Here is a 20,766-nt window from a genome sequence, read left to right on the forward strand (position 1 = left end):
ACCAATTTTCCACTATAAAACGCTGCACCGGATTGCCCAAAAAAAGGCTGCCTACTTTTCAGAGACAGCCTAAACACAAAACAAAACTTTAAAAGGACTTTCTTTTTCAGGCAATTTTTCCCAATGCCTTATGATGTAAAGTTCTAAATATCTCCACAACGGGATTTATATGATTCACAGAAATTTTTCTATTATTTATAGATGATCGTACGCGGCTTTCCAAAGTCGAAGCTCTCTAAACGAAAATCGGTTGTTTCGAATGAGTTGGTTTGGAACGGATTAGCAGCTCCGGCCGGTAAGTTAGAGTAGTAAGCAAACGATATTTGAAACGACGAAAATACCAGATAGTCGTTGGAAATTATGATACCGGCACCGATTTTAGAGTACAATTTGCTGTTAATCATGTCGGAAATACCGTTGCCCAACAATCCACCGCTATAACTAAAAAACGGATTTAAACGAAAACCAATTAGCTGCCAAGGCGAATAACTTTGTGTTTGAAAATTTACAATAAACTTGCTTGTTCCAACCAGAGGAGCATTGAAGCCCGATATACCCGATGGATTGGGCGAAACGACTCCTGCGCCGTAATCTCCTAAAAACAAGCTACTTTCATTTAGTGTTAGCCGATCGCCGTAACTGTCGACACGATTAAATCCGAGTATCAGTTGTGGTTTGAAAAATTGCCGTAAACTCCAGTTCCCCAGCGGAATTAACGGTGTGAAATAATTGACAGTGAGCGTTAAGGCACTTTGTTCCATGGCACCGCGACGGAAAAAACTTCCTCCTTCAAAATTTGCACAGAGAAATCCAATTCGGTAATAATCGCCATGAGCTAGTCGAAATCCGGCATACGTCCGCATCCGATCGTTCTTTTGCTGCTGACCAAAGGTGATACCGTAAATTTTACCAACGGCAACGTCTTCAACAATCCCGTAATTAAACAGGAATTTATCTTCGACAAACTGCCTAGAAGTAATTCCAATGCCTACGAGGTATTGCTGCTCGTCAGAAAAGTAGTCGGCAGGATCAAATGCTACAGCCGGACTCTCACTAAATCCAATATTTAAAAATCGGCCTGACAAAACTAAATTTGTTGTTATCTCCTCTTCGCTTCGATCGTCAAAAATTTTGAATGCATGGCCCAACCATAAGTCTTCGGAATGATACTTGAAGTTTTTAAGTTCGTAATTGTTCGTTGCATCGGGAATGGAATCTTGCCGAAACTGTTCGTCGACGTAAATTCCGCCAGCCCATTTTGTTAGTGGTGAGTAGAATGGTCTTTCGATATTGAAGCTCTTCCCATAAAAGTTGTTTAAATCGTTCTGATATGAGATTGTGGTTTGAACAAAAGAGTTTTTGATGTTCGGAACGGAATACGAGGTGAAATAGGCATTTTCGCCGTCTGAAAAGCGATTAACGAAGCGGTTTCGCCAATTATGTCCGAATCCTAGGAAGTTACGTTCCTGAATATCAATTGAACTTCGACTGGTTGAACCGGAAAATCGAGGAATAAAGCTCCAGCTATCAACCACTCGAACGTCGAGATCAATAGAATCTTTACTGTTTGGAATAACAATGGGTGTAATTCGTACACGACTGATGTAGCGTTGCGCTCGTATGATACGTTCCGATTCCTTTAAACGGATGGTGTCGAGTGGTTTGTTGCGGCGAACGAGTAGCAGATTTCGAATAGCAAAGTCTTTAGACTTTAAATGCACTGCATTTCCGAACTTCTCGCCGGTATTTCGTGGTTTTTTATTGACATCGGTTTCTGAAAAGCCGAAAGGATCGAGTGTAGTGACACTAATATTCCGCACGATTTTACCTTGATACCGACTGAGATTTCGGAAGGCTTTTTTTCGGATGTTTTGCCGTGCTTTTTGTTTTTCGACAGGTTCAAAGATTGCTTTGTGCAACCATTTGGTGAACTTCGACTTATGGCTAATCTTCTCGATTTTTCGGTATAAAGCAGCCGTATCTTTCTCTTGCTGAACCTGTGCGGGCGCAACAGTGGTAAAAATTGATAAAAGAAATAGATACAAGTACTTTTTCAACCTTAAATCGATGGTAGATTAAGTATTGATTTTTAACTTTCGCAGTAAATCGGCAACGCGTTGTTGCATACTTGGCGCCAAATTATCAGTCTTCTCCATGACTTTTCGAGTAACTAATGCTTGAAGAATGGTTCCTAATAATCCGCCGACAACGCCTGTAGATTTCCCAAAAATGAGTCGTTTAGCAACAACTCCAGAAAAGAAACTTACAGCTAAACGCGAGATACTGACTTTAAAAAAGCGCGACCGCACGAAACGGTCGAGTTGCGTGATCGCAAAATCTTCGTCGGTAAGCGATCTTTGAAGCGTTCGGGATTGCTGAACGAGAACTAACTTTTGCTGCTCTCGCGAGCTTGCTACCTGATAAATCTGCTGATCTAAGTCGGCTATATTTTGAATGTGTGCATATTTGCTCATACGATTACGTCTTAAAAATAGATTTGATTATCAGATTAATAAACCATTTTGTGAGTTTGTTCTTGAATGCAAACAGCAGTATTCCGATTAAAAAATAGGCAGCTGCAACAATCAAAAAACCTTTTGCTAGACTTTCTAGCTGTTCGCCAATTAAGAACGCAACGGCAAAGTTGGCTAGTAAAAACGCGGGAATAAGTACAATTAGTATGATGACATAAAAGACCAACAAACCACCGATTTCGCTAATCGATTTTAAGCCTTTGAGTTTGTACAATTCGAAGGTGTCTTCGACAAACTTTTTCCCAGCTGCGAGTATCTCACTAAAAATAACTTTTTGTTCGTCCATATTCAAAGATATAAAAAGGGCTACTTGGTTGCAGGTAGCCCTATTTTAATTTTTAGGATTTTAAATTGGTTTCCAATTGCGACTTTGCTTTGTCAACAAATTCGGCACCTTCCGCCAATGCATGTTCTCCTTTTGATTTCCAATTTTCAATTTTGGAAGAAACAGTATCAACTGCTTCGTTGTATTTCGATTTTAAATCGTCGGCAGTATCTTTACCTTTTTTACCGATTTTTCTACGGGTTTCTGTCCCTTTATCCGGGGCAAAAAGTATTCCCAAAATAGCTCCTGCCGCAAGGCCAACCAAGGCGCCTGCAATTACTCTTCCTGTGCTCATAATTGTTCAAATTTAAGTTTGATATTCAGCGAAGGGTAGAAATCCCACTCGCCATTAACACGAATTCAGTACTGAAAATCGATACAATAAAGGTACAAGCATTATTTGCCTCTTTCTTACGGAATTCTACTATTGCTTTGTATAATTAAGTGACCTGAAACGGCGAAATAATCATTGCTAATTAATCCGTGAATTCCTGATTTTCAGCGGTCGGATCGTTAATGACCGAAATACCTTTTTGCATCATTACCGTGTTTGGAATGGTAATGATTTCACCGCTTTTTGTTCGTAAATAGGTGTGAAAGGCTTTAATATCCTCGATTTCTGCTTCAATCGGATAATCTTTATCCAAAATTTTTACCGTGTCGCCAATCTTAAATGGCAATGAAAACAACAAGATGATTCCGGAAGTAATGTTGCTTAAAATCGACCATTGTGCGAAAAAAGCGACGCCTAAAATGGTGAGTAATGACGTGAATGTCACAAACAAATCGTCGGAATTAACTCCCCATATCGCAAATACAACAACGAAAAATAAAACGGTTAGAAAAACATTAGTATATCGAATCGCTAGATTGGCACGATGGGCGAGAAGCTGACTGTGCTTTGCGTATTCGGTTATCGCTTTTGCCGCAAGTACGCGCACCAGCACAACTATAGCTAGTGTTATTAGTGTAGCGAGTATTTCAGCCCAAAACGATTGCAGCATATTAGAAATCTTGTAAATGTTTGTAAACCAAATGTGTCGGAAGTCCCATAACCGTGTAAAAACTGCCTTCTAACTTTTCAATTGCAATATAACCGATAAATTCTTGAATGCCGTAAGCACCGGCTTTGTCAAACGGTTTGAATAAAGTTACGTATTTCTTGATGTCGTTTTCACTTAATTCGCTAAAGCTCACTGCTGCCACATCGGTAACTACTACTTGCTTTTCGCGCGAAGCAATACAAAAACTGGTACAAACCCGATGCGTTTTTCCACTCAGCTGCCTCAACATACGCTCGGCTTCAGCTCCATCGGCAGGTTTTGCTAGCATTTCTCCGTTGAGCCAAACCAATGTATCTGCAGTAAGTACAACTTCATCAGGCTGTAAATCGGGCAATAATACAGCGGCTTTCTGAATACAAATTGCCTCAGTAATGGCTCCTTCACGTAAATCTTCCGAATAACTTTCGTCGGTTTCGCGAACACGCAAGTCAAAAGTAAATCCCAATCCTTGCAACAGTTCTTTCCGTCGCGGAGAACCACTTCCTAATATGAGTCGCTTTCCTGAAGGCAGATTACTGAACATTCATTTTTACATTATAGGTTACTACAGCAATCAAAAGTACGCCTCCTAAAAAAGCGATTTTCAATAAATTAGAAAGCAATTTGTAATCGCTCGGGCTTGAGGCATTCCAAATTCTTATGCCAACATAAGCACAAATTGAGGCGGGTAAGGCAAACATTAATGCGGCAGCAAAATACAAGTCGAAAGCAAAATAATAGGTAAAAGTATAGTACACTAAATAGGCTGCAAATAAAATAGATGTAACTGATACAACTTTATTCATTTTGTTCGTTCCGAGCGCTACCGCCAAAGTTCGACGCCCAATAGCTTCGTCTCCTAAAATATCTTGCTGATCTTTAACCCATTCGCGAATCAGCGTTAGGAAAAAGCAAAACCCAGCATAATCTAAAATTACCTGGAACAACAGCGAATATGTAGTTCTGTTTTCATCGTTCAAGGCCGGGTATAAATCAAACAATCCAACTAAAATTAGCGCAAGTGCACATAAAGCAGCAACAACTAAATTTCCCAATACAGGAACGGTTTTAAAATTCTGCGGATACAAATACAGTACAACCGCAGTAAGTACAAATAAGCCAGCAAATCCGGGCGAGTCGATACTGTTTGCCAGATAAAACCCAATTGCAACTCCAATCACGTTTACCGCAAAGTAAATGCCGTGTAATACGTTGTCAGAAAACAATTCAACCAACAGTGTTTGGTCTTTTCGATTGATCCGATCGGCTGCTACGTCTTGGATATCATTAATGACGTAACCTCCCAAGGCAACGCAAACGGTTGCAAAAACAAGGAGCGCAAACTGAAAGTCGCTCAAAACAGGTGTTATTTTCTGCGGAAGCAAAAAGGTGTAACGCAATAAATACTGCGCTAAGGCAATGAGTGCCAAATTGGCCACGCGAAAAACTCTTAGATATACAAACACAGTCAAAATTTTTGCGCAAATATAATCGAGCCGTTTCAGAACTTTCTCACAAAAGCACATTTCTTATCTACACAACGTGCGTTCAATGAAAATATTGAAGTTAACAAGCACTTAATTAGTCGATGACCGTACGAACTTTTTTTGGTTACTGAATTTTCACAAATAGCGCAAGGCCGCAAGCAACGTTTTTCCTTGGTTAACATTTAAAATAGCACTATACATTTTTAATCGATCTCACGACCTCATAGTACGCATAAAAAATCCGTTGCCGAAATTCGACAACGGATCATCCTAATAATCCAAAAACAAAATTATCCGCGACGGTTACCCGAACTGCGTGTTTCCGAACGCGAATTTCCCGAAGAGCCGCTGCGCTCACTTCTGCTCGGAGCTGGCGTTACCGAACTACTTCTCGTTGTACTCGTTGCCGAACTGGAACTGCTGCGCGGCGTACGATCTGTCAAGCGGCTATCGCTCGTACTTCTGGTTCTTTCTGTTATATTGCGAGTTACCGTGTTTGAATTCGATTGACTGCGAACGGTATTCGAGTTTTCATTTCCGCGAACCTGACGATCTACAGTAGTAGAACGTCCTGTACTTTCGCTTGTATTAACCGTTTGCGAGTTTCGAGCTGGTCGAACACCACCCGTTTGTACCGTCGTTTCGCGATTGCGACCGCCGTTAGTCGACGGATTGCTTACCGTTGTGCGTGTACCCGTTTGGTTGTTTCTGCCGTTAGATCGTGTGGTCGTAACCGAATTTCTTCCGTTAGTTTCACTGCGACCCACATTTCGATTCGAGTAAAAACGCTCGTAACCATCGGCACGTCGACCATTGTATAAAGCTACAGCACGCGTATTTCTACGTGTATTTACGTAATTGTATTGGTGATTCACGTTGATAAAAACATTCACGTTATTGCGGTAGGTGTAAATCGGAAACGGACTCCAATACGTGTAGAAACTTGGGTAATAATCCCAGTAAAACGGACTGCAATACGCACGATATCTTGGAGCCCAAAAGCTTCTGTAAATCACAGGCGTGTACACAAAAACCGGTTCGTAAATGTAGTTTGGACCGTACATATACACATCGCCAACAAACTGCACCTGTACGTTGTTATTGTTGTCGCGTTGCACATCAATGGTAGCTACATCTTGAAAAACATCGCGATCTAAAACCGCTTGAACAACAATTAAATGCGTGTAATCTTCAACAGTTTCAATCACTCGTAGGTAATCCACACGACCGTCGAAGTTTAAATCTAAGTTGTTAATTCGATTATTTGGATTATTCAAACGGCGTTCGAAATCTTCTAAATTATCCGAATCTGCAAAAATACTTGCTACAGCTCTCAAATCGAGGTTGTCGCCAATGCGGCTGTCCGTAGCGCTAACCGTGGTAACATCTTGAGCAAATACAGGCAACAAGAGTCCGGTACATAAAAGGCTTAGAAAAGTTTTCATAATCTCAAAGTTTGATATGTATTAGTTAGGCAATATCTGTGCCATAATTTTTAGGGCGTTCGGGCGGGCTATCCGCGTTAATAACTGCTAAACCACTTGCGTTTTGTAGTTTGGTTTGGGCTTCTTTTTGTCGCCCGCACCTGCACACAAAACGTCGGCGTGCTTTAGCAATTATTGCTGCTGCTATCCCTAACGCGGGCAATCGTTCCAAAAATTCGTTACTTTTTTAATTTCATTTCTTCACAAAACCTCTTAAAAAAAGTTCTTAGCGTAATGGCATTAAATAAAAAACTACTTTTAACGAGCTAAAGCTTTTTAGCAACCACATCACCGAAACTCTTTTTATACGTGAAACTGCCCTTCGAACCCGAATTATTTGGTTATCTAATAAATGTGCACTTGGTTTTTGAGTACGCAGCGTTCTTTTTCGGATTTCGATATTACGTCTATTTAAAAAAATCAACAGCCGATTATATCTCAGCAACCAATCGGCTGAGTATTTTGGTGGGTGCCGTTTTTGGCGCTTTTCTGGGTTCGCGTATCGTGGGTGCACTCGAAGATCCGCTTGCCTTAATGCACGGCAACAATTGGGAACAGCTTTTTCAAGTAAAATCCATTATGGGTGGTTTGTTTGGCGGTACTTTGGGCGTTGAGCTGGCAAAAAAGTTTATTGGCGAGCAACAATCGTCCGGCGATTTATTCACCTTACCCATCATACTCGGAATTGCAATAGGGCGCATCGGATGTTTTCTTGCAGGCATGGCCGATTTTACCTACGGAATTCCAACCGATTTTTTTCTTGGCATGAATTTGGGAGATGGAATTTCCAGACATCCCTTGGCGCTGTACGAACTGTTCTTTCTCGTAGTATTATTTGGTGTTTTAGCTTCTAAACGCAGTAAAATCAAACCGCAGTCGGGCTGGCTTTTTAAGTATTTTATGCTAGCTTATTTTGCGTTTCGATTTCTAATCGAGTTTCTAAAACCAAACACCTTTTACATACTAGGATTAAGTTCTATTCAATGGCTTTGCCTCGTTTGTTGGCTTTATTATACACCCGATTTGCTTAAAAAACTTAAAAATGCCCACTAGAAAATACACGTATTACGATTTTACTCTGAGTTTGTGTCCCGATTGCCTTAAACGCATCGATGCCAAAATTGTTTTTGAAAACGATAAAGTTTTTATGCTCAAGCGTTGCCCCGAACATGGAGCTTCTAAAGTACTTATCGCCGACGATATCGAATACTACAAAAACATTCGAAACTACAATAAACCCTCAGAAACACCTTATACATTCAATACCAAAACGCATTACGGTTGTCCGTACGATTGTGGTTTGTGTCCCGATCATGAGCAACATTCTTGCCTGAGTATTATAGAAATTACCGATCGCTGTAATTTAACGTGTCCGACATGCTATGCCGGTTCGTCGCCAACCTACGGACGTCACCGCACATTCGATGAAGTGAAAAAAATGCTCGATACAATTGTAGCCAACGAAAAAGAACCCGATGTCGTGCAAATCAGCGGCGGCGAACCTACCTTGTATCCCGAGTTTTTCGAAATCTTAGATTACGCTAAATCACTGCCCATCAAACACCTGATGGTAAATACAAACGGTATTCGGATTGCTCAGGAAATTGATTTTGCCGAACGTTTGGCTACCTACATGCCCGACTTCGAGATTTACCTACAATTCGATTCGTTTAAAGAAGAAGCTTTAGTAAGTTTACGTGGCGCTACATTGTGTAAAATCCGAAAAAAAGCGCTCGAAAACCTAAATGCACTAAATCTGTCGACTACCTTGGTAGTAACCCTACAAAAAGGTCTAAACGACGATGAAATGGGCGAAATAATCGAATACGGCTTGAAACAACGTTGTGTGCGCGGCGTTACGTTTCAACCGACGCAAATTGCCGGCCGACTCGAGAACTTTAACCACGAAACCGACCGCATTACACTTACCGAAGTACGCCGAAAAATCTTAGAGCAATCCGAACATTTTACAGCAAGCGATTTAATACCGGTGCCGTGTAATCCCGATGCTTTGGTGATGGGTTATGCTTTAAAACTCGATGGCGCGGTGATTCCGTTAACACGTTACATAAATCCAGCTGATTTACTAGACAACAGCAAGAATACCATAGTTTACGAGCAAGATGAAGCGTTGCATTCGCGTATGCTCGAAATATTTAGTACCGGTACTTCAACCGATGTAGCTTCCGAAAAACTAAATACCTTGTTGTGTTGTTTACCTTTCGTGGAAGCACCCAACTTGGGCTACGAGAACTTATTCCGAATCATCATTATGCAATTCATCGATGCGCATAACTTCGACGTTCGAGCCATAAAAAAATCTTGTGTACACATCGTCAATAAAGACTATAAGATCATCCCGTTTGAAACGATGAATTTATATTATCGCGATGAAAAACAGCAACTTTTAAATCAACTTCAACAACAATAATCATTCATTTAAGTATGTCATCTATCTTATTAGTGTATTTACTTTTTCATACGCCAGCGTTTGTCGGAATTGGTGTAGGTTTTTATCTCCGAAAAAAGAACCCTGATGTTTCTAAAGCACTTTTTATTCTTTCTGGAGCGTATTTCATAATTGGTTACGGCCTTTGCGGAAGATATATGTTGTAAGACATCGCAAACCTCAGCGTAAAGCGTCGGTTTTACAAAGCAGAATTAAATTGCCGTGTAGCACGTATGCAAATCTTTGCTATTTTAGAACAAAAATTTAGTTATGAAAAATATTTGGTGGCTTTCTGTTTTAGTTCTACTGGTTTCTGCGACAGCGTATGCGCAAAAGAAAAAACCAGCGGCAAAACCCAAAACAGAAGCGAAAACCATCAGCGCTAAATTCGAAAACTGCACAGCCGAACTTCAAAAAAATCAGTTGTTTTTCTTCCAACAAAATCCAACAGGAAAGCGCGATACCATTCTGATAAAAACATTCGATGCCAAACTCAAACCCGAAAATCTAAAAATTAGTGCATTTACAGCCGCGAAAGTGAAGTTACACGTACTCACTTGGGACGAAATCACCAAAACCGAAACGCCGCTTAAGAAAGAAACCAATACAACCAATCAAACCGCCATTGTCGATTTCAGCAGCAAGAAAATTGTCTTTACAAATTTCAATACGGTAATCAACAGCAGTGAAATAATTTACCTAGATGCTGCAAAAACAGCTTCCGAAACACGCGATAAAATTCAACGTGCAGGTCAAGAGTGCCTTATTAATCCCGACGGAACGCTCACTCTAAAAACCAAAGCCAAGCAATCGCAATTGAAATACGACGCTGCGGCTTTCAAGTTTATCGCGAAGTAACGTCCGATTTCATGTAGCGCATCAGATAAAAGGTTACCGCTAAAGAGGCCACACCAATCACCGTCATGAAAATCCAATTGCTCGAATAACCATAGGCATCAACCACAGACAATCCGCCTTTAGAACTACAAATATGAGCCAAACTAAAGCTCATCGTAAAAAATCCCATGTACTTGCCTTGCTCGTGCTTCGGACTTATCGACAAGGCAAACGTATTCGAAAACGGAAATATGAACATTTCTCCAAAAGTCATAAATAACATACTTATGATCAGAATGTTACTGTTCCAGCCCGGAATTAGCACTAAAAACGAGCTGCTCATAAGCAACGATCCAACGGCCATCAGTTTCAGCATCGATGTTTTTCGTTTTTCGAAGTAGCTCACCACGGGCATTTCCATAAAAAAGATTATCAGTCCGTTCATGGTCATAAGCAAACCGGTCTGAAATTCAGTTAAACCATACTTATCGTGATGATACAAAGGCAAAGTGCTAAATAACTGGAAAAAGAGAACGGCAGTTCCAAAACTCGCCAACAAAAACCACAAAAATTTAGCCTGAGGAATGCTGCGTTTAATGTGTGCATGCGTATCGTTAGCCGGCACTATTTCATGTTTAGGTTTCGGAATAAAATACAAAAAGAGCAAAACTGCACTTAAACAAGTTAATCCGTCGACCCAAAAAATACTTTCATAACCCAAATTCATAATAAGCAACCCGCCAATAGCTGGTCCGGCTGCAAATCCTAAATTCACGGCAAGTCGAACTAAAGTAAACGATCGTGCGCGCGTATCGGGTGTGGCAAGCGTTCCCAAGGAAACAAACATAGCAGGCCGAAACATATCGGCAACCGTGAGCAAAATAAATATACCTATGGCTAGCGCATAAAAGCTGGTAATAAACTGCAAGGCAATAAACAAGATACTGCTTCCAAATAAGCTGAATGTCATGATGTTGTAAAATCCAACTTTATCGGAAAGTTTACCTCCCAAGAACGATCCCAACATCGAACCCAAGCCAAAGGCAGTCATGAGCCAGCCAACTTGCGAAAAGCTAAAGTGTAAATCTTCTTTTAAATATTTGGATAGGAACGGGAGCACCATAGTTCCGGCCCGGTTAACAAAGGTAATTCCGGCCAAAATCCACACCTCGCGTTTAAAACCTTTGTAGGTATTTATATATTTTTGCGCTTGCCGTTTTAGCATGTTGCAAAAGTACAATTCCCAAGCGTATTGCGCGGCATTTCTCGATTCTATCTTACCTTTATATAATGAATTATTTCTACAATATCCACAGACATAACGCAGATTTACTTGCGGATGAGATAGCCATTATAAACAATTATCCCAACGATCCGATACCACACAGCGGTTTGTTTAGCTGCGGCATTCATCCGTGGTATATTGACGAACAGAACGTTACAACTGATCTGCAAGCTGTAGAACAGGCTTTAAAAAATGCGAATTGTGTTGCAATAGGAGAGTGCGGACTCGACAATCGTGTGGAAACTGAACTCGTAACGCAACAATCCATTTTTGAAGCGCAACTCGAATTGGCAAAACAATACCAAAAGCCGGTTATCGTGCATTGCGTTGGCGCTTACGCAGAAGTTCTGTCGGCCAAAAAACGTTTGCAATGCAAACAAGCTCTTGTTTTTCATGGATTTTCGAAGAATCTGGCCTTGGCGCAGCAGTTGCAAAATGCCGATTGTTACGTAAGTTTTGGAAAATACTTAATGACACAAGAACATTTGCCTGCTATTTTAAAGGAACTAAATTTGCAGCGCATTTTTTTGGAAACCGATTCGTCTGATTACCTAATTTCTGAAGTGTATGCGAAAGCCGCAACCGCTTTACAATTAGAACTAATCGCGTTACAAGAATTGATTCAAGACAACTTTCAAACCGTATTTAAAAGAGAAAAGTAGTGGAAAAGTGGCAAGAACGAACCGCATTATTGTTCAAAGAAAAAGGATTAGAAGCGTTAAAAAACAGTAATGTTTTAGTTGTGGGATTGGGTGGCGTCGGATCGTTTGCAGCCGAATTTATCGCACGTGCAGGTGTCGGAAAAATGACGATAGTAGACGGCGATGTGGTCGACATCACAAACATTAACAGACAATTACCTGCCTTACATTCAACCGTAGGTTTAGATAAAGTTCATGTCGTTGGCGATCGGTTAATGGACATCAATCCACAACTCGAGTTGACGCGAGTTAAAGAATTTCTTAGTCCAGAACGTGCCTTTGAGCTTGTTGATCCAAAATTTGATTTTGTGCTTGATTGCATTGATTCAGTAACGCCAAAACTTAATCTCATTAAAGCAGCGAAACGTAAAAAAGTGAAGCTCATTAGCAGCATGGGAGCAGGAGGGAAGATGGAAGCAGCAAAAGTTAAGGTAGCCGACATCAGTCAAACTAAAAACTGCTTTTTCGCGAAAGTAATCAAGAAGCGCCTCCGTGAAATGAAAATCGATAAAGGAATTAAAGTTGTTTTTTCTTCTGAAATTCAAGATGCAAGCAGTTTGAAAACAACCGATGGCAGCAATTTCAAAAAATCGTTTTACGGAACAAACAGTTATATGCCCGGTTTATTTGGATTGTACGCTGCCGAATACGTAATTAGAAAATTGTTAGAAAAGGCTGCGCCGAGCGAGAACTAGTTTTCAGTAGCTTGTCGTGCCTCTTCCGCGCGCAGTTGCTCAGTCGTGAGCGATGGTGTAGTAACCGGGGCCGCCGTTCGTTGCGCTACACTTCCTTGAATGGGCATGTATAAAAACGTTACCCATTTGCTGGGTCGTTTTTGCTCGAAGCTGTTTTGTTGGAAAATTTCTAAAATTTCAATGCCGCCACGCTCCGTAAGGAATTTTTCTTTCATGGCAGTTCGCGCTTTTCGAATCGCTGCGGTTCGGTGCGAATAATCGCCAGTTAACTTTACCGGCAAAGCTCGGTACGGAACAAAACTACCTGAAAAAATATCGCTTTCTGGCGATAAAAACACTTCTTCGGGTGTGGGTATAGCAATCGTTAATTCTACTACTGCAGCGTTGGGAGCCGATTTGTAAATGGCCATAGGTTGTCCGGCTTTTCGCAATTGATTCTTCACAAAAAACTCTTGTAAAAACGGAATCCAACGCAGTAATTCGGGATTTAAATCGCCTTGTTTACAACGAATTTTCTTTCCTACAAAAAATAGTGGTTTTAAACTTACCGCTGGAAGTACCTCGGTTTTGTAAACACCTAATTCAGCTTTCAAAAATTTGCTTAATTGCTCTAGCGAAACGAGCAATTGGTTGTTTACCAAGGCTTTCGGGCCCCCGCTAAACGTAGCATCGAATTTATCGCTAAAAGTTAACGAACCCGTGCGCTTACAAATAATCTTGGTTTTTCCCAAAGTATCGCGTAAGGTGAAACTACCAAAAGTAATTTCGCCGTTTTGACTAATCTTAAAATTAATCTCCTGATTTTTAACTAAATCTGTTGTTTGAATCCATCCGTTTTTGTTTCCAGAAAAAGTCATATAACCTAATTTACCAACGGTATTTCCCGGAAAACTAAGTTTGGTTTGCGCATCGCCTTCCGAAATAAAATTCCAACTTTCCCAATTCCGATAATTGTTTAAATAGTTGAATAAAGTTACGCGATTAACCGGAATAACCATTTCCGCTTTAGCTTGATAATTAGCAGGTTGCGTAGCAATAAACACCGTTAAACCAATGGTAACCAGAATGAATAGCAGGAATATGTACTTGAGGATCCGCATGCGTTCTTTTAATGCTTCATATAAAATTTAAATAGAAACAAAATAGCAATGAACGCAAAAAAGCCCAGTAATATCTTGTAGTTTCCGCGGTAGTACATCTTGTGTAAGGCCAAATCCTTTCGATACATTACTACCATAACGATTGTAAAGCAAACAACAAATAAAGCGGCAAAAATCAGCTGACCCGTTGTGAACATTCTTTATAATTTTTCAACAAAAATAGCCAAAAGTCGGTTGCAGCCATTAATATTGCTTCATAAATCCATGTTATGAAAGAACAAATTAAAGCCGTTCAAGAATTTCACACAGCCTATCGTTTGGGTTATGCGCAAAAACCAACCGTCGAACTCGCTCCGGAAAAGATAAAATTGCGTTTCGAGTTGCTAAAAGAAGAAAACGAAGAATACCTTGAGGCAGCCGAAAAAGGCGATTTGGTGGAAGTTGCCGACGCCCTCGGCGATTTGCTTTACATCCTCTGCGGAACCATTATTGAACACGGTTTGCAAGATAAAATCGAAGACGTTTTCCGCGAAATTCAACGCAGTAACATGAGTAAACTCGACGAAAACGGCCAACCAATTTACCGCGAAGACGGAAAAGTGCTTAAAGGACCCAACTATTTCAAACCGGATATCGCTAAAATTCTAGGTTAGCGGCACCTCGACCGTCCAATTGTACGGATCTTCAGCATTTTTGTACTGAATATCGATGATTTGCGATTTGAGTTTTAAAGCAAACGAATCGGCTTGTTCCGGCAATTCATAGTAGTCGTCGCGGTAACCAAATCCAACAATCGGATTGATAACCGCAGCAGTTCCGGCACCAAAAATTTCTTTCAATTCGCCCGTTTTTGCAGCTTCGATAATTTCGGCTACAGCTACCGGACGAACTTCAATCTTCATCCCGTTGTCGGTTGCTAATTGAATAATACTTTTTCGGGTAACACCGTCCAAAATTCGTTCTGTGGCTGGTGCAGTGAGCAAGGTATCGTTAACGCGGAAAAATACATTCATCGTTCCCGATTCTTCCATAAAACCGTGCGTGGCGTCGTCTGTCCAAATAATTTGCTGATAGCCTTTTTCGTTGGCTAACTTGGTCGGATAAAACTGCGCGCCATAATTTGCCGCCGCTTTTGCCGCGCCAATTCCGCCGTTTGCCGCGCGACTGTAATATTCACTCACGATAACTTTCACCGTACCCGAATAATAGGAACGGGCAGGAGAAAGCAAAATCATAAAACGATATTGCGTACTCGGTGCAGCAATAACGCCCGAACCAATGGCAATCATAAACGGACGAATGTACAGCGAATTTCCAACGCCGCCTTTCGCCCACTGCTGATCTATTTTTAATAGTTCTTTTAATCCGTCGAGAAAGATTTCACGAGGAACTTCAGGCATAGCCATTCGAATAGCAGACTTATTAAAACGATCGTAATTCTGATCGGGTCGAAACAACCACAACTTATCATGGGCATCGCGATACGCCTTCAAACCTTCAAAAATAGCTTGCCCGTAATGAAAAACTTTAGCCGAAGGATCTATCAAAAAAGGTTCGTACGGTTTAATGATCGGTTTTTCCCAACTTCCATTTCTGAAATCGCACTGTAACATGTGATCTGAGAACGTTGAACCGAAAGTAATTGACTCAAAATCAACTTGATTGATTTTTGAAGTTGGAGATAAAATAACTTCAATATCGATAGGTGCGTTTTCGCTCATAGAAATAAAATTGCTCTGAAATTATCACAAAGCTCTTGCGCTAAATTAACAATTATTTGAACTGTTGGCGCAGCCGCTAGAATAATTCATAAAAATGAAACTTTTTAACGTATGAATAGGCGTTCAATCTGCAAGATTTTGCGGCTTTCTCAACAACATACACAGAATTTCGGTAAAACGCTATTTCATGCGCGGGAAGCCTTTCTGCATTTTTAGCTGCACTTTTCAGTTTTCATTGCTTTTTGGACACAAAAAAATCGGCAGTGAGCGAAATAAATCACCGCCGATTCTGTTCGCATTTTTGTGCAGTTAGCTTGCGTAGACCTGACGCACAAAATCGAGTATCGATACCGGTTTTCTTCCGAGAATATTCGAAAGGTCGTTACTTACAGTATCCAGCTCTCCTTGGGCTTGCGCATCAGCAAAGGCAGCAAAAATAGATACAACTTCAGCCGGAACTCCATAACCGCTGAGTGTAGTTTGGTATTCTTCCACAGAAGGCGATACGTAGTTGATGCTTTTGCCCGACAACTGCGCGAGCTCCGCGGCGATTTCTTCATAGCTTACGGCCGTAGCGTTAGAAAAATCGAACTCCTTTGCGGTTGGCGCATCCGATTTTAAAAGAACTGCCGCCGCTTATGCCATGTCTGAACGCAGCACAGCACTCAATTTTCCTGTTCCAGCAGGTACGTAAATAACGCCTGTTTCCAAAACTTTTTCTCCGATAAAGCCCGGAACAAAATCAAGGTATAAGTTGTTCTTTAAAATCGTGTAGTTCAATCCGCTGGCTTTTATCCAGTTTTCTGTAGCCAAATGCGATTCGGCAACTTGCCATAAAGGCGAAGTTTCGCTGTTGTTTTTTCGTTGAAAACTGGTGTAAACAACGTGACCAACGCCAATTTCTGCGGCAGCTTCAACCACATTTTTATGTTGCTGCAAGCGGTTCGCCAAATCGCTACTCGAAACAAAAAGCAGTTTAGTTACGCCTTGAAAGGCACGCAGCAAAGAATCTTTATCGTTGTAATCGGCTACACGTATGCCAATTCCGCGCTCTTGAAACGAATTGCCAGCAGCCTCTGTACGTACTAAAGCCAAAATTTCGCTGGGTTGAACGCCTTTTTGAAGTAAAAAATCGATAGTTAACTTTCCAAATTGTCCGGTTGCACCTGTAATTAAAATCATAATTAATATATATTTGTTCTTTTGTTACGCAAAGTAACTAATAATAGTTTTTAATAGTAACAAGTAACCTTTAGGTAACTAGTAAAAAAGTAGTAACGTTATGGTAACTAAAGAGCAGGTAATTCCTGAATTTGTATGTCCGGTAACGGCTTTGTTGGAACTTATTGGCGGAAAATGGAAGCCGGTTATTTTGTATTGCCTGCGCGACGAAACACGTCGTTTTGGCGAACTTTCGGCTCGAATGCCCAGTATTTCACGCAAGGTACTTACCGAGCAACTCAAGCAGTTGGAGTCCGACGGTTTAGTTGTTCGCGTGCAATTCAACGAAATTCCGCCGCGTGTCGAGTATTCGTTAACCGATCTTGGCAGGAGTTTAGCACCCGTTTTACAAGCAATGGAGCGCTGGGGCAGCACACATTTGTCGAATCCAAAACATTAGCAAATCTATTTTTTTAGCTTTTGGGCACATCCTGCCGCGAGAAAAGGGTGGAAGTTCATGTGCGCGGCAGGTCGGGTTTTCCTCTACAAGGCGCAACACGCTACGGCGTTTCAGCTTTGGTTTTGGCACAGCTTATTTCAGTCGCTGCACCAAAACCAGCTTCAATCGCCGTTTCGTGTCACGGCTTTCCGTTGCAACCCCTTGTGCGAAAAGCGTTAGCGAAAAAACGTTGTCGGTAAAAGAATGAACAAGCAGCACAATTATGATGCGTTTTATTTTGCAAATCTTATTTTTATGAATTATCAGCTTGCTCTTTAAACTCTACGACTCGAACGGTATTTTACTTATTTTCAAGAAGGAATACGCGTAGTTCATAGCGTTGTTTTTTTATACATGTATTCAAATTTACTTTCATTTTAGTTTGGTGTTCGTTATTTCCACCAAACGTTAGTAACGTATTTCCTAGCCCGGATGGGAGCGGCAGCCCGTAAGAAAAATACGGTATTGTGAAACGGTGGGTGCGGGCGACTCCGGGAGCCCGATGCCTGCCGATTGAACAAACCGTATTTTTTGCGGACTACAGCGAACAGCCGGAATAGCTTCTAAAAACACCAGTTAAATAAAGCATTTAACCAAAGGGTGTAACGTGTATTTCGCCGAATTTCCAGTGGGTTACATAGCCGTAGCTGAGCATAAATAGCAAGAAAATTTCGGTGAAAAGAAGCACAAAAAGCAGCAAAACGCGCAGCAGTAGGGCAAACGTTGAATACAAGTTGCGAAATGCATTGTAGTAGCCAAAACTTATGTATACCAAAGTGATGGCAATTACTACATAACTAGCCGCATCGCTAGAGAAGTTAAGCATGTAATTGATGGGAAAATACAGGTGTGCCAGCACAGAGATGAGCAAAACACCGAGCAAAATCATACCCGATAGGATGCAGTGTTCGCTTAGATTTAACCGCTTTTTTCGAAACAAAAGAAAGCTGTTTATTGCCGAAAAGGGCACAAACAGAAACAATATAATTTTGCTTTTACTGCTAATAATCTGATCTAGCTTTCAGCTGGCTTCGTTAAGGTATTGCTTGTTTGCTGTGGCTACTTCGGGAACATCGATAAAGTAGTGGTCGATGTTTCGTAAAAAGAGCAGCACAGCAATGGTAATTAAGATGAGATAAAACACGTTGTAATACCGCTTGCGTTTGCCGGCTATGTAATCGAGCGCTGCTTGGCCGGGTCGGCGTAAGGCTTCTTTAGCTGTAAATAGGATGCCTCTGTCGATATGAAAAGTGCCGTGCAACACGTCGTGAAAAATAAAATTCTTAAAGGTAATTCGGTGCGTATCGGCTTTTTGTCCGCAGCCCGAACAGAACTTGTCTTCAAGGAGTTTTCCGCAGTTTAGGCAGTTCGCTTTTGTCATGTTTTTGTGATTACACCTAAAAATTGGCTAGGCCTTTTCTATAAAAAATCGGACTGCCGAGCTGTGTTTTTTGTTACCTCGTTGTTATGTTCCGATAATTTGTTTAGGTAATTCAAAAATACACGAAAAAAATCAACAGTTGTTTTTATAAAAAAAGAAACACTTCTAATTGGTTTCGTTTGATTTGGGAGAAAATACCTGGCTGAAGCACGATTTTTAGTGAGGTCGGAATCTCCGCTGTCTAAGTGCAGATGCAATAAGTATTACTAGCGTTTTTTAATTCTCTTTTCAATACGGAGCTTTTTATTCCATGGGTCTTTAGGACCAGTAAATGCAATAGGTTTTCCACTCCATTCACAAGCTTTTCCTGAACTGTTTAAAAATGTGAAAGTAACTTCGTAATTGGCGCTATCATCAAAGGTAAAAGCACCTGAGCACATGTTGCGACCGATGGTAATTACATTTTTTTCGGGTTCTAGATAGAAAGATGAGGTTTTCCCAGTAGTTTTATCTTTTACCGTAGCTTTTACTAGTAGTTCCGTAAGTGTTTTTACTGAATAGTTAAACGATACTGTAATTTCCGGACCGCAGCCGTATTCGATCCATCGCTTATCGACTACTTTAGGTCGATTTAGTAGAATCGGCGCTACATCGTCGCTGTCAGTAGTCACTTCAAAAGTAATTGGGCACATTTTCTTTGTTATCTCATCGTACTTTTTAGGTTGGAACTGCGCCGGAACATTTTCAATAACGAGTGTGTAGATTTTACCTGGTGTTAAGTCGCGCTCAGGCTTAAGAAGTACTTGCGTAAGTTGGTAACTTCCTACTAGCGTTTCTACGACTACGAGTTTTATTTTTTCGTTTTCTCCAATTAAAAATGTCTGATTCAAGGTGCTTAACTGTAAAATCAGTTCCTGATTTACTCCGGAACCCGTAATCAAAAAGATTCCATTTTTTGGAATTATTGGTCCCTTTGGAAAAACTTGTAGTCCACCATCAAAGCAGTCAGCGAAGGAAAAGAACGGAATTAAAATAACGAATAGAATTGCGTGTAGTGTTTTCATGTTGAGGATTCGATTGTGCCACAGGCTTTATAACGTTTATGATCCCATAAACTGCATTTTTCTTATTTCTTAAAATGTGATTTTTTCTTAAGCTCGCGCATCAACTTTTTGTAGCCGCCGAGGATCAGCATATTTGAAGACGCAGCAAAGTGTACGTCGTGGTTGTCGTTTCCTCGTCCGACGCTGCCAATAACCTTCTTGGAATAAATAATTTCTAGTGCATTGAGGTCGTATATTTCTATAGTTACTTCACTAACATTTCGTCCGCCTTCGTTGAAACGATGCGGTGTTAAGTCAACACTAGACAGTTCTTCTTTATTATTTTTGGCTTGGATGTTCACAAAATAGTCGTAACCACTGCCTTTTTTTAGATTCTCGAGTTGTATTTTAGACGGATTCAGTTCAATTTTATTTGGAATGAGTAGTCCTTTTGCACGACTTACATGCGTCAGACTTTTATTTAGCGAGCTAAAATCTTCTATAGCAAGCTTTTCCAATTGCGGCACAACATCGGCTGGTGCATCGATGTAATGGAGTAACCACGTACCTGAGGAAAAGTCGACACCAATACGCTGTATCCGACTATCGATTGCATATTTCGGAACACTACAAGCGGAAAAAAACAGTGTGATTAGGAGTGCGCTGAGGTACTTTTTCATGAGAATTAGCTGTCAATGAATAGCTAAGTAACGAAATTCTGCGGGATTATTATATAACGTCTAAGAAATAGAAAAAAGCAAAAAGCGATCAGCAAAAAGCGATCAGCAAAAAGCGATCAGCAAAAAGCGATCAGCTAAGCTAGAAGCGAAAAAAGCAAAAAAATGGAAAGAATGGAAAAAATAGAAAAAAGCAAAAAGCTATCAGCTAAGCTAGAAGCGAAAAAAGCAAAAAAATGGAAAGAATGAAAAAAAGTGAAAAAATAAAGGACGCCTTTTGTGAACTCTGTGCCTATGTGGTCTGCCGAAAATATGTGGTAGAAAGTGAATAGGTAAATTTAAAT

25 protein-coding genes are annotated in these 20,766 nt (G+C 40.7%); 8 read left to right on the top strand and 17 right to left on the bottom strand.

Annotated features, from left to right (window positions below; genetic code table 11):
- Positions 1-191 precede the first annotated feature (191 nt).
- The 8 genes from CHX27_RS05090 to CHX27_RS05125 all read right to left on the bottom strand — a co-directional run bounded on the left by CHX27_RS05090 (position 192) and on the right by CHX27_RS05125 (position 6,834).
- Positions 192-2,057, bottom strand: a complete 1,866-nt coding sequence (locus tag CHX27_RS05090) for a hypothetical protein (RefSeq protein ID WP_243388963.1) — start codon at positions 2,055-2,057, stop codon at positions 192-194.
- Between the two features lie 18 nt (positions 2,058-2,075).
- Positions 2,076-2,474 carry a hypothetical protein gene (locus tag CHX27_RS05095; RefSeq protein ID WP_094485680.1) on the bottom strand — a complete coding sequence of 133 codons (399 nt, stop codon included), beginning with the start codon at positions 2,472-2,474 and terminating at the stop codon, positions 2,076-2,078.
- A 4-nt stretch (positions 2,475-2,478) separates the two neighbouring features.
- Positions 2,479-2,820 carry a hypothetical protein gene (locus CHX27_RS05100; protein WP_094485681.1) on the bottom strand — a complete coding sequence of 114 codons (342 nt, stop codon included), beginning with the start codon at positions 2,818-2,820 and terminating at the stop codon, positions 2,479-2,481.
- 52 nt (positions 2,821-2,872) lie between these two features.
- Complete coding sequence (locus CHX27_RS05105) at positions 2,873-3,154, bottom strand: YtxH domain-containing protein (protein WP_094485682.1); 282 nt, start codon at positions 3,152-3,154, stop codon at positions 2,873-2,875.
- Positions 3,155-3,335: 181 nt separating this feature from the next.
- Positions 3,336-3,863: a mechanosensitive ion channel domain-containing protein gene (locus tag CHX27_RS05110; protein WP_094485683.1), complete on the bottom strand. Its 528-nt coding sequence runs from the start codon at positions 3,861-3,863 to the stop codon at positions 3,336-3,338.
- Position 3,864: 1 nt separating this feature from the next.
- Positions 3,865-4,446, bottom strand: coding sequence for a Maf family nucleotide pyrophosphatase (locus CHX27_RS05115; RefSeq protein ID WP_094485684.1), 582 nt, complete (start codon positions 4,444-4,446; stop codon positions 3,865-3,867).
- The gene (locus CHX27_RS05120) at positions 4,436-5,368 is read right to left on the bottom strand and encodes a geranylgeranylglycerol-phosphate geranylgeranyltransferase (protein ID WP_165764444.1); all 933 of its coding nucleotides are present in this window, start codon (positions 5,366-5,368) and stop codon (positions 4,436-4,438) included. The genes CHX27_RS05115 and CHX27_RS05120 overlap by 11 nt, the downstream gene beginning before the upstream one ends.
- Positions 5,369-5,679: 311 nt before the next feature.
- A complete protein-coding gene (locus CHX27_RS05125; RefSeq protein WP_094485686.1) occupies positions 5,680-6,834 on the bottom strand; it encodes a hypothetical protein in 1,155 nt (384 codons plus the stop codon).
- 348 nt (positions 6,835-7,182) lie between these two features.
- Here CHX27_RS05125 and CHX27_RS05135 point away from each other — a divergent pair, with 348 nt between their 5' ends.
- The 4 genes from CHX27_RS05135 (at position 7,183) to CHX27_RS05145 (ending at position 10,180) form a co-directional block, all read left to right on the top strand.
- Positions 7,183-7,926, top strand: a complete 744-nt coding sequence (locus CHX27_RS05135; protein ID WP_094485688.1) for a prolipoprotein diacylglyceryl transferase — start codon at positions 7,183-7,185, stop codon at positions 7,924-7,926.
- The gene (locus tag CHX27_RS05140; RefSeq protein WP_094485689.1) at positions 7,916-9,304 is read left to right on the top strand and encodes a radical SAM protein; all 1,389 of its coding nucleotides are present in this window, start codon (positions 7,916-7,918) and stop codon (positions 9,302-9,304) included. Before CHX27_RS05135 ends, CHX27_RS05140 begins: the two co-directional genes overlap by 11 nt.
- Before the next feature lie 14 nt (positions 9,305-9,318).
- Positions 9,319-9,489 carry a hypothetical protein gene (locus tag CHX27_RS15515; protein WP_165764445.1) on the top strand — a complete coding sequence of 57 codons (171 nt, stop codon included), beginning with the start codon at positions 9,319-9,321 and terminating at the stop codon, positions 9,487-9,489.
- 103 nt (positions 9,490-9,592) lie between these two features.
- Positions 9,593-10,180 (top strand): hypothetical protein, encoded by a 588-nt coding sequence (locus CHX27_RS05145; protein ID WP_094485690.1) that lies wholly within the window; start codon positions 9,593-9,595, stop codon positions 10,178-10,180.
- On the opposite strand, the gene CHX27_RS05150 is transcribed toward CHX27_RS05145, so the two are convergent.
- Positions 10,167-11,384 (bottom strand): MDR family MFS transporter, encoded by a 1,218-nt coding sequence (locus CHX27_RS05150; RefSeq protein WP_094485691.1) that lies wholly within the window; start codon positions 11,382-11,384, stop codon positions 10,167-10,169. The genes CHX27_RS05145 and CHX27_RS05150 overlap by 14 nt on opposite strands.
- Positions 11,385-11,449: 65 nt before the next feature.
- Here CHX27_RS05150 and CHX27_RS05155 point away from each other — a divergent pair, with 65 nt between their 5' ends.
- Positions 11,450-12,106 carry a TatD family hydrolase gene (locus CHX27_RS05155; protein ID WP_094485692.1) on the top strand — a complete coding sequence of 219 codons (657 nt, stop codon included), beginning with the start codon at positions 11,450-11,452 and terminating at the stop codon, positions 12,104-12,106.
- Positions 12,106-12,840 carry a tRNA threonylcarbamoyladenosine dehydratase gene (locus CHX27_RS05160; protein ID WP_094485693.1) on the top strand — a complete coding sequence of 245 codons (735 nt, stop codon included), beginning with the start codon at positions 12,106-12,108 and terminating at the stop codon, positions 12,838-12,840. Before CHX27_RS05155 ends, CHX27_RS05160 begins: the two co-directional genes overlap by 1 nt.
- Here the strand turns inward: CHX27_RS05160 and CHX27_RS05165 are convergent.
- On the bottom strand, positions 12,837-13,940 hold the full coding sequence (locus CHX27_RS05165) for an SRPBCC family protein (RefSeq protein WP_094485694.1): 1,104 nt from the start codon (positions 13,938-13,940) through the stop codon (positions 12,837-12,839). The genes CHX27_RS05160 and CHX27_RS05165 overlap by 4 nt on opposite strands.
- 269 nt (positions 13,941-14,209) lie before the next feature.
- Here CHX27_RS05165 and CHX27_RS05175 point away from each other — a divergent pair, with 269 nt between their 5' ends.
- Positions 14,210-14,593, top strand: a complete 384-nt coding sequence (locus CHX27_RS05175; protein ID WP_094485696.1) for a pyrophosphohydrolase domain-containing protein — start codon at positions 14,210-14,212, stop codon at positions 14,591-14,593.
- On the opposite strand, the gene CHX27_RS05180 is transcribed toward CHX27_RS05175, so the two are convergent.
- The 3 genes from CHX27_RS05180 to CHX27_RS05190 form a co-directional block, all read right to left on the bottom strand.
- Complete coding sequence (locus CHX27_RS05180; RefSeq protein ID WP_094485697.1) at positions 14,585-15,661, bottom strand: branched-chain amino acid aminotransferase; 1,077 nt, start codon at positions 15,659-15,661, stop codon at positions 14,585-14,587. The genes CHX27_RS05175 and CHX27_RS05180 overlap by 9 nt on opposite strands.
- Before the next feature lie 309 nt (positions 15,662-15,970).
- Positions 15,971-16,192: a Rossmann-fold NAD(P)-binding domain-containing protein gene (locus tag CHX27_RS05185; RefSeq protein WP_094485698.1), complete on the bottom strand. Its 222-nt coding sequence runs from the start codon at positions 16,190-16,192 to the stop codon at positions 15,971-15,973.
- A 105-nt stretch (positions 16,193-16,297) separates the two neighbouring features.
- Positions 16,298-16,843, bottom strand: coding sequence for an NmrA family NAD(P)-binding protein (locus CHX27_RS05190; protein ID WP_094485699.1), 546 nt, complete (start codon positions 16,841-16,843; stop codon positions 16,298-16,300).
- Positions 16,844-16,943: 100 nt separating this feature from the next.
- Between CHX27_RS05190 and CHX27_RS05195 the strand changes: the two genes are divergently transcribed.
- Positions 16,944-17,282: a winged helix-turn-helix transcriptional regulator gene (locus tag CHX27_RS05195; RefSeq protein WP_094485700.1), complete on the top strand. Its 339-nt coding sequence runs from the start codon at positions 16,944-16,946 to the stop codon at positions 17,280-17,282.
- A 628-nt stretch (positions 17,283-17,910) separates the two neighbouring features.
- Here the strand turns inward: CHX27_RS05195 and CHX27_RS05205 are convergent.
- The 4 genes from CHX27_RS05205 to CHX27_RS05220 all read right to left on the bottom strand — a co-directional run bounded on the left by CHX27_RS05205 (position 17,911) and on the right by CHX27_RS05220 (position 20,425).
- Entirely contained in the window at positions 17,911-18,210 is a 300-nt protein-coding gene (locus tag CHX27_RS05205) for a hypothetical protein (protein WP_133063422.1), read from the bottom strand.
- Between the two features lie 132 nt (positions 18,211-18,342).
- Positions 18,343-18,702: a DUF3667 domain-containing protein gene (locus tag CHX27_RS05210; RefSeq protein ID WP_094485703.1), complete on the bottom strand. Its 360-nt coding sequence runs from the start codon at positions 18,700-18,702 to the stop codon at positions 18,343-18,345.
- A gap of 266 nt (positions 18,703-18,968) precedes the next feature.
- Positions 18,969-19,766, bottom strand: a complete 798-nt coding sequence (locus CHX27_RS05215; protein ID WP_094485704.1) for a hypothetical protein — start codon at positions 19,764-19,766, stop codon at positions 18,969-18,971.
- Positions 19,767-19,828: 62 nt separating this feature from the next.
- Positions 19,829-20,425 carry a hypothetical protein gene (locus CHX27_RS05220; protein ID WP_094485705.1) on the bottom strand — a complete coding sequence of 199 codons (597 nt, stop codon included), beginning with the start codon at positions 20,423-20,425 and terminating at the stop codon, positions 19,829-19,831.
- Between the last annotated feature and the right edge of the window lie 341 nt (positions 20,426-20,766).

This window comes from Flavobacterium aurantiibacter (genome assembly GCF_002251775.1).
GTDB classification, from domain to species: domain Bacteria; phylum Bacteroidota; class Bacteroidia; order Flavobacteriales; family Flavobacteriaceae; genus Flavobacterium; species Flavobacterium aurantiibacter.